Genomic DNA, 13,281 nt, shown 5'->3' with positions numbered 1-13,281 from the left:
AGTTTCGGCCAGCTTGATACACTGAAAGCAAAGAAGAAAAAAGGCCCGTCATGGGCCTCTTTTTATTTGACATACGAGGCTAACTTGTTTGATATCTAATATTTAGCCGCAACCTCTTTCCTATCTTATATTTACAGCGGCATGTTCCCTGTAAGTCAAAGAAAAGAAATCACTTGGACGCGGGCTATGGGGAGGGGGGGTATACCCCCTGGAAGAACAAAAAAGGGCTGCCCAAAGGCAGCCCTTTTTTCTTTGACAATCGAAATCTACTTCTCGTGCAGACGAGCTCCCGCAGGCACAGTTGCCGCATCATCCGCGTGCAGGTACTCCGGATGCTCGTTGTTGTTGAGCGCCTTCGCGACGCGAGCCGCGTAGTCAGGATCAGCCTTCTTGAAGTGCGAAAGCTGCAGCTTCTGGATGCGCAGCGGAGTCTGTCCAAGGCTCTTGGAAATCGTCTCGGCCGTCCGATCCTTCTCGCCGTCGTCGAACAACCGCCAGAGATTCCCCGCCTGCGTGTAGTCGTCGTTCTCCTCGCGGTGATCGTAGCGGCCGACCTTCTCCGTCGTCGCCGTCGAGTAGGGACGCTCGATGTACTTCGGATCTTCCTTCGGTCCGCCGAAGCTGTTCGGCTCGTAGTTCGGCAGATCGCCGCCGTTGCCATCGAAGCGCATCAGCCCATCGCGGTTATAGGTGTAGCCGTTGTTCTTGCGCGCATTGATCGGAAGCAGATCGTAGTTCGTTCCGATGCGATAGCGATGAGCATCCGGGTACGAGAGCAGACGTCCCTGCAGCATCTTGTCCGGCGAGTAGCCCATGCCCGGAACGATGTTCGAAGGATTGAACGCAGCCTGCTCGACTTCAGCATGGTAGTTCGAAGGCTTGCGGTCGAGCGTCATCACACCGACATCGATCAGCGGATACTCTCCATGCGGCCAGACCTTGGTGAGATCGAAAGGATCGTACTTGAAGTTGTCGATCTCCGACTCCTTCATCACCTGGATCTGAACCGTCCACGAAGGAAAGTCCTTCTGGTCGATCGCATGGAGCAGGTCGCGCTGCGAGTAATCCGGATCGGTTCCGGCCAGCGTATCGGCCTCGGCGTTCATGAGGTTCTTGATGCCCTGGTTGCAGCGGAAGTGCCACTTGCAATAGTGCAGCTCGCCCGCGTCGTTGATCAGCGAGAAGGTGTGAGAGGAGTATCCGTGCATGTGGCGATAGCCATCCGGAATGCCACGGTCGGACATCAGGATCGTCACCTGGTGCAGCGACTCAGGCGAGAGCGACCAGAAGTCCCACATCATCGTCGCGGACTTCAGGTTCGAGCCCGGCTCGCGCTTCTGCGTGTGGATGAAGTCGCCGAACTTGATCGCGTCGCGGATGAAGAACGTGGGCGTGTTGTTGCCAACCATGTCCCAGTTCCCTTCCTCGGTGTAGAACTTGACCGCGAAGCCACGCGGATCGCGCGCCGTATCGGCTGAGCCCTTCTCACCACCAACGGTCGAGAAGCGTGCAAACACCGGGCAGGTGTTGCCGATCTTCGAGAAGATAGCAGCCTTGGTGTACTTGGTAATGTCATGCGTCACGACGAAGTTGCCATGCGCGCCCGAGCCCTTGGCATGCACAACGCGCTCAGGAGTCCGTTCCCGGTTGAACTGAGCCATCTTCTCGAAGAGCTGGAAGTCGTCAAGCGTGATCGGACCACGGCGGCCGGCAGTCACCGAGTTCTGGTTGTCCCCAATGGGGCGCCCCTGGTTCGTCGTCAGGATCGGATTGATGTGCGTCGCACCGTCATCCGTCGCTCCAGGTCCCTTGGAACCGTTGCCGACAGGCGATTCGCTGCCGATACGCGTGCTTCCGCCCTGATTAAGCTTGTTGCCATTGCTTCCGTTGTGATCTGCCATGAGAAGTCTCCTCTTCGATAACTATTATCCTACGAGACCGGTTGTTATGTGGCTGTGAATATGCGGGGATTGCCGTCAAACTTCAGCTAATCCCAAGTTTCTTCCACATCGCATCAACGCGAGCCTTCACGTCCGAAGGCATCCTGAGCATCGGAGGCCACGGCCGTGTAAATCCTTCGGCAGCCCACTTACCGGTGGCATCGATGCCCATCTTACTCCCGAAGTTCGGGAGCCTGCTCGCATGATCCAGTGAATCCACAGGACCAAGCGTGAACTGGATATCACGCTCCGGATCGATGTTATTGGCCGTCCGCAGCGTAACTTCAGCCACATCCTGCACATCGCAGTCCTCGTCCACGACGATGATGCACTTGGTGAACATCGCCTGACCCATCGCCCAGATCCCGTTCATCACCTTGCGCGCATGGCCCGCGTAGGACTTGCGAATCGACACGATCATGAGGTTGTGGAAGACGCCCTCGGAAGGCAGATTGACATCGACGATCTCCGGCATCGTGAGCTGCATCAGCGGCAGGAAGATGCGCTCAACCGCCTTGCCCATCCACGCATCCTCCATCGGAGGCTTCCCCACGACAGTCGCCGCATAGATCGGATTCTTCCGGTGGGTGATGCACGTCACGTGAAAGACCGGATAATCGTCCTCCATCGTGTAGAAGCCGGTGTGATCGCCGAACGGCCCCTCGGTCCGCAACTCGCCAAGATTGACGAACCCTTCGAGGATGAACTCCGCATGCGCCGGAACCTCGAGATCGACCGTCTCAGCCTTGACGAGTTCCACCGGCTTCTGCCGCAGGAAACCGGCGATGAGATACTCCTCAGCCTCAGGCGGAGCAGGAACGATCGCTGAGAACGTCGTAGCAGGATCAGTCCCGATCGCAACCGCAACTTCCATGCGCTCGCCATGAATCCGCGTCACCGTCTGTGTCGAGACGCTGCCCACATTCGTAGCCGAAGCTGTTCCACCGGCAGTGAGCGCCATAAGGTCAATCGCAGAGGCCGTATCCGGAGATGCAGCCCGCAGCCTCTCCCGCATATGCTCCGCCGCGACCTTCTGGCGCTGCCAGTGCATCCCGGTAGTCTGGCCATCGTAGACCTGCATGCGGTACATCCCAACATTCCGCTTCCCGGACTTCGGGTCGCGTGTGATAACGCATGGAAGAGTGATGAAGCGGCCTCCGTCCTGCGGCCACGTCTGGAGGATCGGAAGCTTGTTCAGGTCCACGTCAGCTCCCTTGTGAATGACTTCCTTGCAGCGGGCCTGTTCGCGGGAGATCACCTTGGGGAAGAAGCTCCCAACCTCCGCGAGCTTCGGCAGGAGTTTGAGCTTATCCATCATGGTCACCGGTGTGACGGGATGAAGCAGGACGCGGATACGGTCGGCGATAGCATCGAGCGAGTCCACGTTGAGGGCAAGCTTCATCCGGCGTTCGGAGCCGAACTGGTTCATCAGAACGCGAGCGCCAGGAAAGCCGGTGACGTTTTCGAAGAGGAGGGCAGGACCACCGGCATCCCTGGTTCCCTTGTGCAGCTTGGCAGTGCGGTCGGCGATCTCGGCCATTTCGAGGTGGGGCGAAACGGGGAGGGCGATGCGCTTGAGTTCGTTCGAGCGTTCGAGTTGCTTGATCCAGTCGCGCAGGTCGGTGTAAGCCATGTGCTTCCATGGTAAACGGACCTGCACCCCCACCCGGGGTTTGGTCCTAAAGTATTCGATCCAGATACTTTAGGGGTGGACTTCGTTTCAGGAGGTCCACTTTTCCTTCAGATCTTGATAAAGATCTTCTTGCGAAAGAGGAGCCAGTTTGGGATGAAGCAGACGGCGACAAAGCCGATCGCGAACGCGAGTGACTTGAACTCTGTGCTGTTGTTGTTCGGGGCAAGCAGACGGTGATAGGCATAGCCCCATCCGTTGGTGATCTTGTCGCCATCGTGGACCTTAATGAAGAGAAGCGTCTTCACGAAGATGGAGGACATGGCGTAGGCGGTGATGGCGTTCGAGCCGAAGATAAGGGCTGGCTTCGTGAGCCAGCGGCCGACCCGGTTTGTCTCATGGAGCCGGCGGTCGTCAATGAGCCAGTAGAAGAGGCCAAGTCCGGTCATCGCCCATCCTGCCGCCATCAGGACAAAAGAACTCGTCCACAGGTTTTTGTTGATCGGAAACCACTGACCCCAGAAGATTCCGGCGGCGAAGGAGACGACACCAGCGAGCAGGAGCCCATTGCGCGCACGGCTGCGATCGTTGACGTTTTCGCGCAGCCATAGGGCCGCCATAGCCCCAATGAGGACCGTGGCGATAGCAGGCAGGGTGGAGAGCAGACCTTCGGGATCGCGAGTGTGCTCATACAGCGCGCCAGTGTGGATCGTGCGCTGGAGGAAAGCATTGATCCCGCGATCGATCCAGGCGACCAGATTTCCGTCCTTGTCGAGGAACGGAACGTCTCGTCCCGGAAGGCCATAACCGGGGACAGGGACGAAGCGCAGGATGGCCCAGTAAGCGGCGAGGATGGCAGCCGCGAGGGGCGCGAGGATGCGCATGCTGCGGGTTCCCAGGAGGATGAGGCCGCCCGCGAGATAGCAGAGTGCGATGCGGGTGAGGACGCCGTAAATCCGCAGGTGAGTCATGTGGAAGTAGGGCACGGCGGTCAGGATCATCTTGAGCAGGAAGATCTTGCCAGAGCGGAGGAAGAGATGTTTTGCAAGCTCCGCGCGGGAATCGCCTTTGCGGATGCGGCCATCGAGCGAAAAGATCGTGGCCGCACCGACGAGAAATAAGAAGTTAGGGAAGACGAGGTCGGTGAGCGTCCATCCATTCCAGGAGGCATGCTCGAGCTGCGCGTAGACGTGTGTTCCGTCGCCTGGGTCGTTGACCAGGATCATGAAGGCTACGGTCACTCCGCGGAGTATGTCGATGGCGAGGACGCGGGAGGACGCCGGACGCGTCATGGAAACCGGGGCGGCGGAAACGGCCGGGTTCAGCGAAGCCTCGACGACGGGGATGCTGGCCATGACTTCTTTTACCATCAACGTCATTTCCAGTTGGATGCGAGCAGCGATGCCAGATATCGAGGTAGCGCCCTGCCTCCGGAACCTTGCGGTGGGTTCGCGGTGTCTAAGTGGCTACGGACGCATTCTCGCTCAATGCGCACCGGAACCGGCGATTCGGCCGGAACTGCGTGTCTGGAGTGAGGTGCTTTCCATGTTCGAAGATAGCCTTATGGAGTCGCGGAACCGGCTTGTGTCCAAGAGCCGGCGGTGGATTACGGTGGGTTCGGTCGGGCTTCAGTGCCTGATTGCTGGGGCGATTGTCATGGTGCCCCTGGTAAGGCCCGAGGCGCTTGCGTTTCGTTCGATAGCGCCAGTTGTGGTGGTGCCAGCGTTGAAGAAGCCACCTGTGGTCGTCGAACAGGTGCGGCCGGTGGCGCGGCAATCTTCGGCGGCATCCCTGCCGGTGATTCAAACGGCGACGCGGGCGGCCATGCTTCCCTCCCTGCATCCGTCCGATCCCGAGTTGGCGATGGGAGATCCCCCGCCCGTAACAATCGGAAGCATGACGAGCGGCCCGGGCACAGGGACGGAAATTTTTGGCCCCTCGACCGGAACCGGCCTGAATGTGACAGTCGCTCCGCCGAAGAAGACCGGTCCGGTGCGCGTTTCATCCGGTATTTCGGCTGGACTGCTCCTGACGGAGATCAAGCCCGTTTATCCGAGAATCGCGGTTGCCGCCCGTCAGGAGGGTACCGTAATGATCGAGGCGACGATCTCGAAGACGGGCGCGATCGAGAGTGCGCACGTCCTGAGCGGGCCAGCGATGCTACAGGGGGCAGCCATCGAAGCCGTCAAGCTGGCTCGGTACAAGCCGTACCGGCTCAATGGAGAAGCCACCGAGGTTCAGACGACCGTTACGGTGGTCTTCCGGCTGGGATCCTAGGCTGTCTCGGACTGCGGGACGATGTGCAGTACTGTGGACTCTGTGACCGGTTGATCGTTGACGTGCGGCTCGCTGTATTCGCAGAGGGGGTAGCCTGCTTCCTTCCAGCCGTCGAAGCCTCCACGCAAGGGCCGCACGCGACTCACGCCGAGCTTATGAAGCTGAAGTGCGACCTTGCCGCTCGTCTCTTCACTCGGGCAGGTGCAGTAGAGAACGACATCCCGGTCGCGTGGGATGCTGTCGCTCTGCTGTGCCAGATCCGAGGGCAGAATCCGCAGTGCGCCGGGGAGGACGCGCGGGTCGGGGAGGTAGTCGAGCGGGTGGCGCAGGTCGACAACAAAGGGGGCGGGCAGGCCCGCTAGCTTTGCCTGGTCGTACATTGCTTTCAGTTCAGCCGGTTCGAGACGCAGGGCGCGAACGCCGTTGAGGAAGCGCCGCTGCTTCATAATGCGGTAGCCGAGGAGGCCGAGGACCATGAGAACGAAGACAGCTCCAGCAAAGTGGCTGAGCAAGGAGAAGAACTCCTGACTGCGCTTGGCGACGTCAACGAAGAATCGACCGGCGAGAAGGAACGTCAACGCCCAAATGGCGGAACCGCCGAGGTCGAAGAGGAGGAAACGCTGGTAGGGCATGCCGGTCTGACCGGCGATGGGGGCGGCAACGGTGGAGAGCCCGGGGACGAACTTGGCGAAGAGAAGCGTAACAGGGCCACGCCGGGTGAAGTAACCCTCAGTCTTCGAAACACAGGTGGATGCCTCAAACGAGAATCGACAGAGCAGGCGAAGAACGCTACCGCCAAATTTCAGGCCGAGAAAGTACCAGAAGCTGTCGGAGAGAAGGCACGACGCGAGAACGGCGATCAGCGAATAGCTGAGGTGGAGGCGATGGGTGGCTGTGAGCGTCCCCGCGGTGAGAAGCACGGGGATACTGGGGATGGGGATGCCAAGCTGTTCGATCAGAACCCAGGCAAACAGGATCAGATAGGCGTGCTGGACGAAGAGTTGGAGAGCGAGGGCCATGGACTTATCTATAAGTGTAGATGTGCTGTTGGTGAAAGCGTTGCGAATTTCCAAAAGCGAACGGCCCGACTGATTCGCCGGGCCGTTCGGTCGTACGAATAAAAGCAATTATTTCGGGAACACCAGGGGCATCTCTACGAGATGCTGACCGATGAACCAGGATTGAAGCTCGTTGGGACGAAGGATGTCCGAGATCGCGAGATCGTTCGTGCCATCATCTCCCGCGTCGTCCGCTGCATCTGCGATCTTCTTGCACTGCTGCATGATGATCTTGTGCGCTTCGAGCAGGCGTGAGATCTGCACCGGAACCTCTTCCTTGCCGCGCGGCGGACGAGGCACCTTGGTCAGTTCGGCAACGTCGCCGCCCATCGCGATCGTGACGCCGCCAAGAAGCTGGATGCGCTCGGCGATCGTGTCAACAAGTTCCACCTGCTCCTCGAAATGCTTATCGAAGAGGAGATGGAGCTGGTAGAAGGTCGGGCCAGAGACCTGCCAGTGATGCTTCTTGTACATGTCGCGGATGGCGATGGAGTCTGCGAGAAGCTGATTAAGCATCTCGCACATCTTGGTGCGAACCTTGGCATCGAGGTAGTGAGGCATGTCCTCGATTACCGAACCATACTGTTGAATTTCCTTCGCCTGCGCGTGCCAGTGAGGCGTGACATCGAGTTCTGTAACGTTTTGCTTCTTCATTGCGACTGCCATAGTGGACCTCATATTCCCGTTTCAGAGGTTCAGATGCAATGGGACGAAAGCCGTTGCCTATTTCACCCGGACTTCAGGAGTGACCGAGAAGCCAGGGCGCAGGGCGTAGTCGCCGTTCTCCTTCTGAAGGTTGGTGAAGTCGATACGGACGGGAATACGCTGGACGACCTTGACGTAGTTACCGGTGGCGTTCTCGGGCGGGAAAAGCGACAGGCGCGAGCCGGTAGCTCCGCCAACCTGGGTGACCTTGCCGGTGAAGTGGCGACCACCGAGGGCGTCCACCTTGATGTCGACCTCCTGGCCGACCTTCATCTGACCAAGCTGCGTCTCTTTGAAGTTGGCAGTGACCCAGAGGTCGGTGAGGGGAATGATGGTCAGGAGATCCTGGCCGATGCCCAGGTTCGCGCCAACCTGCACATTCTTCTTGTTGACAACACCGGCCGTGGGCGCGGTGATGCGGGTGTAGGAGAGGTTGAGTTCAGCCTGCTTTACCCTAGCCTGGGCCTGGAGGACATCGGCGATCGCCGAATTGGCCTTTGCCTGCTGCGCCTTCACCTGCTGCGGTCCGTTGCGCTGCGACTCGATTTCCTGGAAGCGGGACTGGGCGAGCTTCTGCTGAGCCTGCCGGGTGGCTTCCTGCTGAGCGATCACCGTGGCCTCTGCCTCGGCTACGGCAGCCTTGGTGGCGGCAGCCTGGGCGACGGCGGTGTCGAACTGCTGCTTGGAGATGACGTCCTTCGCGACGAGCGGCGTGTAGCGGTCGACGTCGAGTTGGGCCTTTTCGGCATTGGCCTTCGCCTGGACGACGCGTGCGACGGCGGCAGTCGCCTGGCTCTGCGACTGCGCAATCTGCGCCTGAACCGAGCGGACATCGGATCCGGAGGTGTTGATGCTTGTTGTGCTGGTGACCGAGGTTATGGGGACGTTGACGTTCGCCTGGGTGGCGGCAGCCTCCGCGCTGGCAAGGTTGGCCTTCGCCTGGTTGAGCGCGACCTGGTAGTCGGTGGGGTCGACTTCGGCGATGATCTGGCCAGCCTGCACCGTCTGGTTGTCGTCGACGTAGACCTTGACCACCTGACCGGTGACGCGAGAGCTTACCTGGTAAAGGTCGCCATCAACCTGAGCATCGTCGGTGTCTTCGGAGAAGGTGGAGCGCCAGTAATAGAAGCCGGCTCCGGCGATGAGCAGGAGGACGACGGCAACGACGATGAGGGTGCGAAGGGGGTTTTTCTTCTCCGGCTCGGGGGCGTCATCGCCGCCGTTCGGCTTTCCCTTTTGGCCCTGGTCGCCATCTTGCGGCTGGATCTGGACGGTGCCGCTGATCTGAGCGGTCTGACCGCCGCCCTGCTTATTTTGATTTTGATCGTCTGCCACAGTTACTTTCCTCCAAGATAGGTCTTATAGCTGGTCTGCGCGACGCCAATGGCACGGGCGAGCGAAAGCTTCGCGACGTTGTGCTGGTAGAGCGCGCTGATGAATTGGTCGTTTGCCTGCTCGGTCTGGCTCTGAGCCTGGGAGACGGGCAGGTCGTCGGCGACACCGGCGGAGAAGCGCTGCTGCGCCTCGCTGAGGGCTTCCTTGGCGAGCGCAACGTTCGACTGGGCGGCTTCGACGAGTTTGGCGGCGGCCTGGACGTCGAGGATGTTATCGCGGACGTCGGCGTTCACCTGCTGTATCTGGTCGGAGAGCTTCGCCTGGGCGTTGTCGTAGTTGGCTGCTGCGGTCTGCTCGGCGCCGCGGGTTTTGGCGATTTGCAGGATCGGGGCCGAGACCTCGCCCGTGGCGGTGTAGGTTCCGTGGGAGTGGCCGGGGGTGGTGCCGAGATCGCCGAAGTCGCCGATGATACCGGCAGTGGGGTACTGGGTGGCGCGGGCGGAGGCCTTCCCTGCCTTGGCGGCCTTCAGCGCTTCTTCGGAACCGGCAAGATCCTTGCGGGTCTTCAGGGCCTGTTCAAAGGCGGCTTCGGGATCGACATTATCGAGGGCCGCATAGGGAGCCAGGGTGGTGAGGGCGAACTCCTGGTCGAGCGGCAGGCCGATGGTGCGCGCCAGAGCCAGCTTATCCTTCGCGAGTTGGTTCGTGGTCGAGATGAGGGTTTGCTGTTCGTTCTGGTAGTCGACCTGGGCGCGGAGGACGTCGAGACGGGGGCTGGTGCCGGCGTCGTGGTTGGCGACCGCCTGGTCAAGCGAGACCTTCGAGGTGGCCAATTCTGCCTTGACCGCCTCGATGCGGGCGGCGTCGGCGATGCAGAGGAGGTACGCATTGCCGACGGTCAGGGTGACCATGTCGCGGGCGTCTTCGGCGGTGAGCTTGGCACTCTGGAAGTTGTGCTTGGACTGAAGATAGTCCTGCAGCGAGCTGATGTTGACGACCTTCTGGGTAAGGTAGGCGCGAAAGTCCACGACCTGGAAGGGACCGATGATGGGGTTCAGTCCGGGAAACTTAAGGCCATAGGCGGCGAGGTTGACCTGCTCGACTTCTATTGAGGCCTGACCGGTGACCGTCGGAAGGAGAGCCTGAAGCATCTCGAGGCGTTGGCCGTTGGCGTTTTTGACGGCCGAGGTCTGCAGGATGAGGCCAAGATTCTGCTTGAGGCCGCGCTGAATGGCGTCGTCGAGCGAGAGATCGATGGTGGTTCCGGTGGACTTTCCGGAAACGATACTGCCTTTGAAGGAATCGGAACTGACGCCGGAGCTCTGGCCGGTGGCGGATCCGAGCTGCTGCTGGGCCGTCTGAACGTTCGATCCGTTCGATCCGGAGGCTCCGCTGGAGCCGGCGTTTGCCGGTCCATTGCTTCCTGGCGCCTGGGCCAGGACAGCGGGAACGCCGAGAAGTGCCAGGGCCGTGACCGCCAATGGGATACATCGTCGACTTGAGGCTGATTTGCTTTGACTCATCGTAAGTATGGTACCTGTACCTCTTTGGGCTTCTATGGTGTGGAGTCTTCGTGGGTTTACCGGCTTTTGCCCCGGTGTTATTCCAGATGCGCGAAAGACGCCAACTTGTTCAAAAAGTATCGTGATTTGTTGTTAACACCCTTTCCGGGGCCAGATTGGTCCGTCCTGCGGGTTCGCGGATACACTCGTGTGCAGACTCAGGCGGGCTTAGTTTCGGTACCGAATCATATGGAGGCAGGATGTTTCTTGGCGTAGACGTCGGGACGGGTGGAACCCGGGCGATCGTGATCGACCGGTCTGGCAAGGTGATCGCCTCGCAGGCGCGGGAGCACGCTCCGATTCATTCGGAGCATATCGGGTGGGCCGAACAGGAACCTGAGAATTGGTGGGAGGCGGCCCAGACGGCTATCGGCGCAGCGATCCAACAGGCAAACGCCGGGCTGGAGACCAAGGTCAGGATCGAAGCCGCTGGTCTGACCGGGCAGATGCACGGTGCCGTGATGCTGGACGCCGACGGGCGCGTGCTTCGGCCGGCGTTGATCTGGGCCGACCAGAGAACGCAGCCGCAATGCGACTGGTTGAACGAGAAGGTCGGGTTTGAGCGGATGATCGAGCTCACCTGCAACCCGGCACTGCCCAACTTCACGCTGACCAAGCTGCTCTGGGTGAAGGAGCACCAGCCGGAAATCTTCGCCAGGATCGCGCATGTCCTCTGTCCGAAGGACTACGTTCGTTACCGCATGACGGGCGAGTTCGCCATGGATATGCAGGAGGCGAGTGGAACGCTTCTGCTCGACGTCGCCCATCGACGCTGGTCGCCCGAGGTGGCGGAGGCGGCAGGGATCCCGATGAGTTGGCTTCCACGGCTGTTCGAGGGGCCCGAGATATGCTCGCGTATCTCGGAGGAGGGCGCGGCAGCGACGGGGCTTGATGTGGGAACGCCCGTGGCAGCCGGGTCCGGAGACCAGGGTGCCGGGGCGGTCGGCATGGGAATCCTTACCCCAGGCTCGGTCTCTGCCACGATTGGAACGAGCGGCGTCGTCTTTGCCGCGACGGATGCACCAACGATGGATCGCCTGGGACGTCTACACACCTTCTGCCATGCGGCTCCGGGCCGCTGGCACGTCATGGGCGTCACCAACGGGGCTGGCCTCAGCCTGCGCTACTTCCGCGATACGTTCACGCCGATCAACAGCTACGACGAACTATCGATCCTCGCGGCAGACGCGCCTCCGGGAAGCAACGGGTTGCTGTGGGCTCCATACCTTTTCGGAGAACGCACCCCCCACCTCGACGCTGAGGCACGGGCTGCCTTCGTCGGCATCACCGCATCGCACACACGGGCTCACTTTATCCGGGCGGTGCTCGAGGGCGTGGCCTTCAGCCTTAAGGACACGTTCACTCTGTTCGCAGAGCTTGGGATCCCAGTCTCGTCGATCCGGCTTGGCGGAGGTGGCGCACGTGGTCCGCTGTGGCGGCAGATCCAGGCGGACGTCTATGGCATGGCCGTTGAGCGGCTCGAAGCGGAAGAGGGTGGAGCGTTCGGCGCGGCGCTTCTTGCAGGAACCGGGGTCGGGGCGTGGCCGAGCGTCGAGGCGGCTTGCGAGGCGACGGTGCGAGCAGCGGAGGTGATCGAGCCGAAGAACACCGCTGTCATGGAGAAGGGTTATCGTCAATACCGCCGGATCTACCCGGCGCTCAAAGAGATTGGGAGGGCTTGATGGCAGAGGCACAGGGTACGCAGATTGGCGTCATTGTGATCGGTTTCGGGCTTGCGGGCCGCGTTTTTCACGCGCCGTTCGTGAGCGCGGTTCCAGGGTTGAAGCTTCAGGGCATCGTCCAACGCAAAGGGGACGAGGCTGCGGCTGCTTACCCGGAGACGACAGTGCTGCGGTCTTTTGAGGAAGCGCTGGCATCGGACGCGAAGATGATCGTCGTGGGCACGCCGAATGGCACGCACTTTGACCTGGCCAGGCAGGCCCTGCTTGCGGGGAAGCATGTCGTGATCGACAAGCCGTTTGCCGGATCCAGTGTCGAGGCGCGTGAGTTGATCGACATTGCGGCTGAGCACAAGCTGGTCGTCGCCCCGTTCCACAACCGGCGCTGGGATGGTGACTTTCTCACGCTAAAGAAGATCCTGGCCAGCGGCGAGCTTGGCCGCGTGGTGACGATCGAGTCTCACTTCGACCGCTTCCGGCCCATCCAGCGCGAGAACTCGTGGAAGGAGTCGGCAGGAACCATGAATGGGCTCCTGTTCGACCTTGGACCACACCTGGTCGACCAGGGAGTCGCGCTCTTCGGCAAACCTTCCGCCGTCACGGCTTCGGTCCGCACGGATCGCGATAAGACAGATATCGAAGATGCGTTCGACATCACGCTGCATTACGGCAAAGTGTTGATGCATTGCCGATCGACCATGCTGGCAGCTGATCCGTCTCCCCGGTATCTAGTCCACGGAACCCATGGAAGCTTCAAGAAGTTCGGCGTCGACCCGCAGGAGCCGGCGCTTCTTGCCGGAGCGAAGGTTCCGGTGATGGGTACGCCAGGCGTGTGGCTGCAGGAGGATCGTGCGGAGTGGGGAACTTTAACCGTCGCTCCGGTGCCGGCTGATCCGGGGAATCTGGTGAAGCGCGACGTCAAGACCGAGCTTGGGGACTATCGCAGCTTCTATGCGAACGTTCGCGACGCGATCTGGGGCGTCGCTCCGCTGCAAGTGACCTCCGAGGATGGCTTTACGGTCATTCGGCTGCTGGAACTTGCAAGGGTGAGTTCGGCGGAAGGCAGAACGGTGCCGGTAGATTTCTAGGCGCGAC

At 60.6% G+C, this 13,281-nt stretch carries 10 protein-coding genes; 3 read left to right on the top strand and 7 right to left on the bottom strand.

Annotation, left to right across the window (positions count from 1 at the left end):
* Positions 1-266: 266 nt before the first annotated feature.
* The 3 genes from GRAN_RS13660 to GRAN_RS13650 all read right to left on the bottom strand — a co-directional run bounded on the left by GRAN_RS13660 (position 267) and on the right by GRAN_RS13650 (position 4,940).
* Positions 267-1,901 (bottom strand): catalase, encoded by a 1,635-nt coding sequence (locus tag GRAN_RS13660; protein WP_128913570.1) that lies wholly within the window; start codon positions 1,899-1,901, stop codon positions 267-269.
* Positions 1,902-1,983: 82 nt separating this feature from the next.
* Positions 1,984-3,573, bottom strand: coding sequence for a UbiD family decarboxylase (locus GRAN_RS13655; RefSeq protein ID WP_128913569.1), 1,590 nt, complete (start codon positions 3,571-3,573; stop codon positions 1,984-1,986).
* A 107-nt stretch (positions 3,574-3,680) separates the two neighbouring features.
* Positions 3,681-4,940 (bottom strand): acyltransferase family protein, encoded by a 1,260-nt coding sequence (locus GRAN_RS13650; RefSeq protein ID WP_192898029.1) that lies wholly within the window; start codon positions 4,938-4,940, stop codon positions 3,681-3,683.
* Between GRAN_RS13650 and GRAN_RS13645 the strand changes: the two genes are divergently transcribed.
* Positions 4,924-5,847: an energy transducer TonB gene (locus tag GRAN_RS13645; RefSeq protein ID WP_161570971.1), complete on the top strand. Its 924-nt coding sequence runs from the start codon at positions 4,924-4,926 to the stop codon at positions 5,845-5,847. The two genes, GRAN_RS13650 and GRAN_RS13645, sit on opposite strands and share 17 nt — an antisense overlap.
* Here GRAN_RS13645 and GRAN_RS13640 read toward each other — a convergent pair.
* From GRAN_RS13640 to GRAN_RS13625, 4 genes are all read right to left on the bottom strand, one after another.
* Positions 5,844-6,866 (bottom strand): VTT domain-containing protein, encoded by a 1,023-nt coding sequence (locus tag GRAN_RS13640; protein ID WP_128913566.1) that lies wholly within the window; start codon positions 6,864-6,866, stop codon positions 5,844-5,846. The genes GRAN_RS13645 and GRAN_RS13640 overlap by 4 nt on opposite strands.
* A 108-nt stretch (positions 6,867-6,974) precedes the next feature.
* Positions 6,975-7,571, bottom strand: a complete 597-nt coding sequence (locus GRAN_RS13635) for a Dps family protein (protein ID WP_128913565.1) — start codon at positions 7,569-7,571, stop codon at positions 6,975-6,977.
* Between the two features lie 57 nt (positions 7,572-7,628).
* Positions 7,629-8,945 carry an HlyD family secretion protein gene (locus tag GRAN_RS13630; protein ID WP_241654574.1) on the bottom strand — a complete coding sequence of 439 codons (1,317 nt, stop codon included), beginning with the start codon at positions 8,943-8,945 and terminating at the stop codon, positions 7,629-7,631.
* 2 nt (positions 8,946-8,947) lie between these two features.
* Positions 8,948-10,426: a TolC family protein gene (locus GRAN_RS13625; protein ID WP_241654573.1), complete on the bottom strand. Its 1,479-nt coding sequence runs from the start codon at positions 10,424-10,426 to the stop codon at positions 8,948-8,950.
* Between the two features lie 281 nt (positions 10,427-10,707).
* On the opposite strand from GRAN_RS13625, the gene xylB reads away from it, so the two are divergent.
* Both xylB and GRAN_RS13615 read left to right on the top strand, forming a co-directional pair.
* Positions 10,708-12,189 (top strand): xylulokinase, encoded by a 1,482-nt coding sequence (gene xylB, locus GRAN_RS13620; RefSeq protein ID WP_128913563.1) that lies wholly within the window; start codon positions 10,708-10,710, stop codon positions 12,187-12,189.
* Complete coding sequence (locus GRAN_RS13615) at positions 12,189-13,274, top strand: Gfo/Idh/MocA family oxidoreductase (protein ID WP_128913562.1); 1,086 nt, start codon at positions 12,189-12,191, stop codon at positions 13,272-13,274. Before xylB ends, GRAN_RS13615 begins: the two co-directional genes overlap by 1 nt.
* Positions 13,275-13,281 lie beyond the last annotated feature (7 nt).

The organism is Granulicella sibirica, from assembly GCF_004115155.1.
Taxonomy (GTDB): Bacteria; Acidobacteriota; Terriglobia; order Terriglobales; family Acidobacteriaceae; genus Edaphobacter; species Edaphobacter sibiricus.
This window is presented reverse-complemented; position numbering and strand designations above follow the sequence as displayed.

What these genes read in the sequence shown, in the direction of transcription:
- GRAN_RS13660 (WP_128913570.1), bottom strand. Translation starts at nt 1,901, where the DNA reads ATGGCAGATCACAACGGAAGCAATGGCAACAAGCTTAATCAGGGCGGA.
- GRAN_RS13645 (WP_161570971.1), top strand. Translation starts at nt 4,924, where the DNA reads ATGACTTCTTTTACCATCAACGTCATTTCCAGTTGGATGCGAGCAGCG.
- GRAN_RS13650 (WP_192898029.1), bottom strand. Translation starts at nt 4,940, where the DNA reads ATGGTAAAAGAAGTCATGGCCAGCATCCCCGTCGTCGAGGCTTCGCTG.
- xylB (WP_128913563.1), top strand. Translation starts at nt 10,708, where the DNA reads ATGTTTCTTGGCGTAGACGTCGGGACGGGTGGAACCCGGGCGATCGTG.
- GRAN_RS13615 (WP_128913562.1), top strand. Translation starts at nt 12,189, where the DNA reads ATGGCAGAGGCACAGGGTACGCAGATTGGCGTCATTGTGATCGGTTTC.
- GRAN_RS13640 (WP_128913566.1), bottom strand. Translation starts at nt 6,866, where the DNA reads ATGGCCCTCGCTCTCCAACTCTTCGTCCAGCACGCCTATCTGATCCTG.
- GRAN_RS13635 (WP_128913565.1), bottom strand. Translation starts at nt 7,571, where the DNA reads ATGGCAGTCGCAATGAAGAAGCAAAACGTTACAGAACTCGATGTCACG.
- GRAN_RS13655 (WP_128913569.1), bottom strand. Translation starts at nt 3,573, where the DNA reads ATGGCTTACACCGACCTGCGCGACTGGATCAAGCAACTCGAACGCTCG.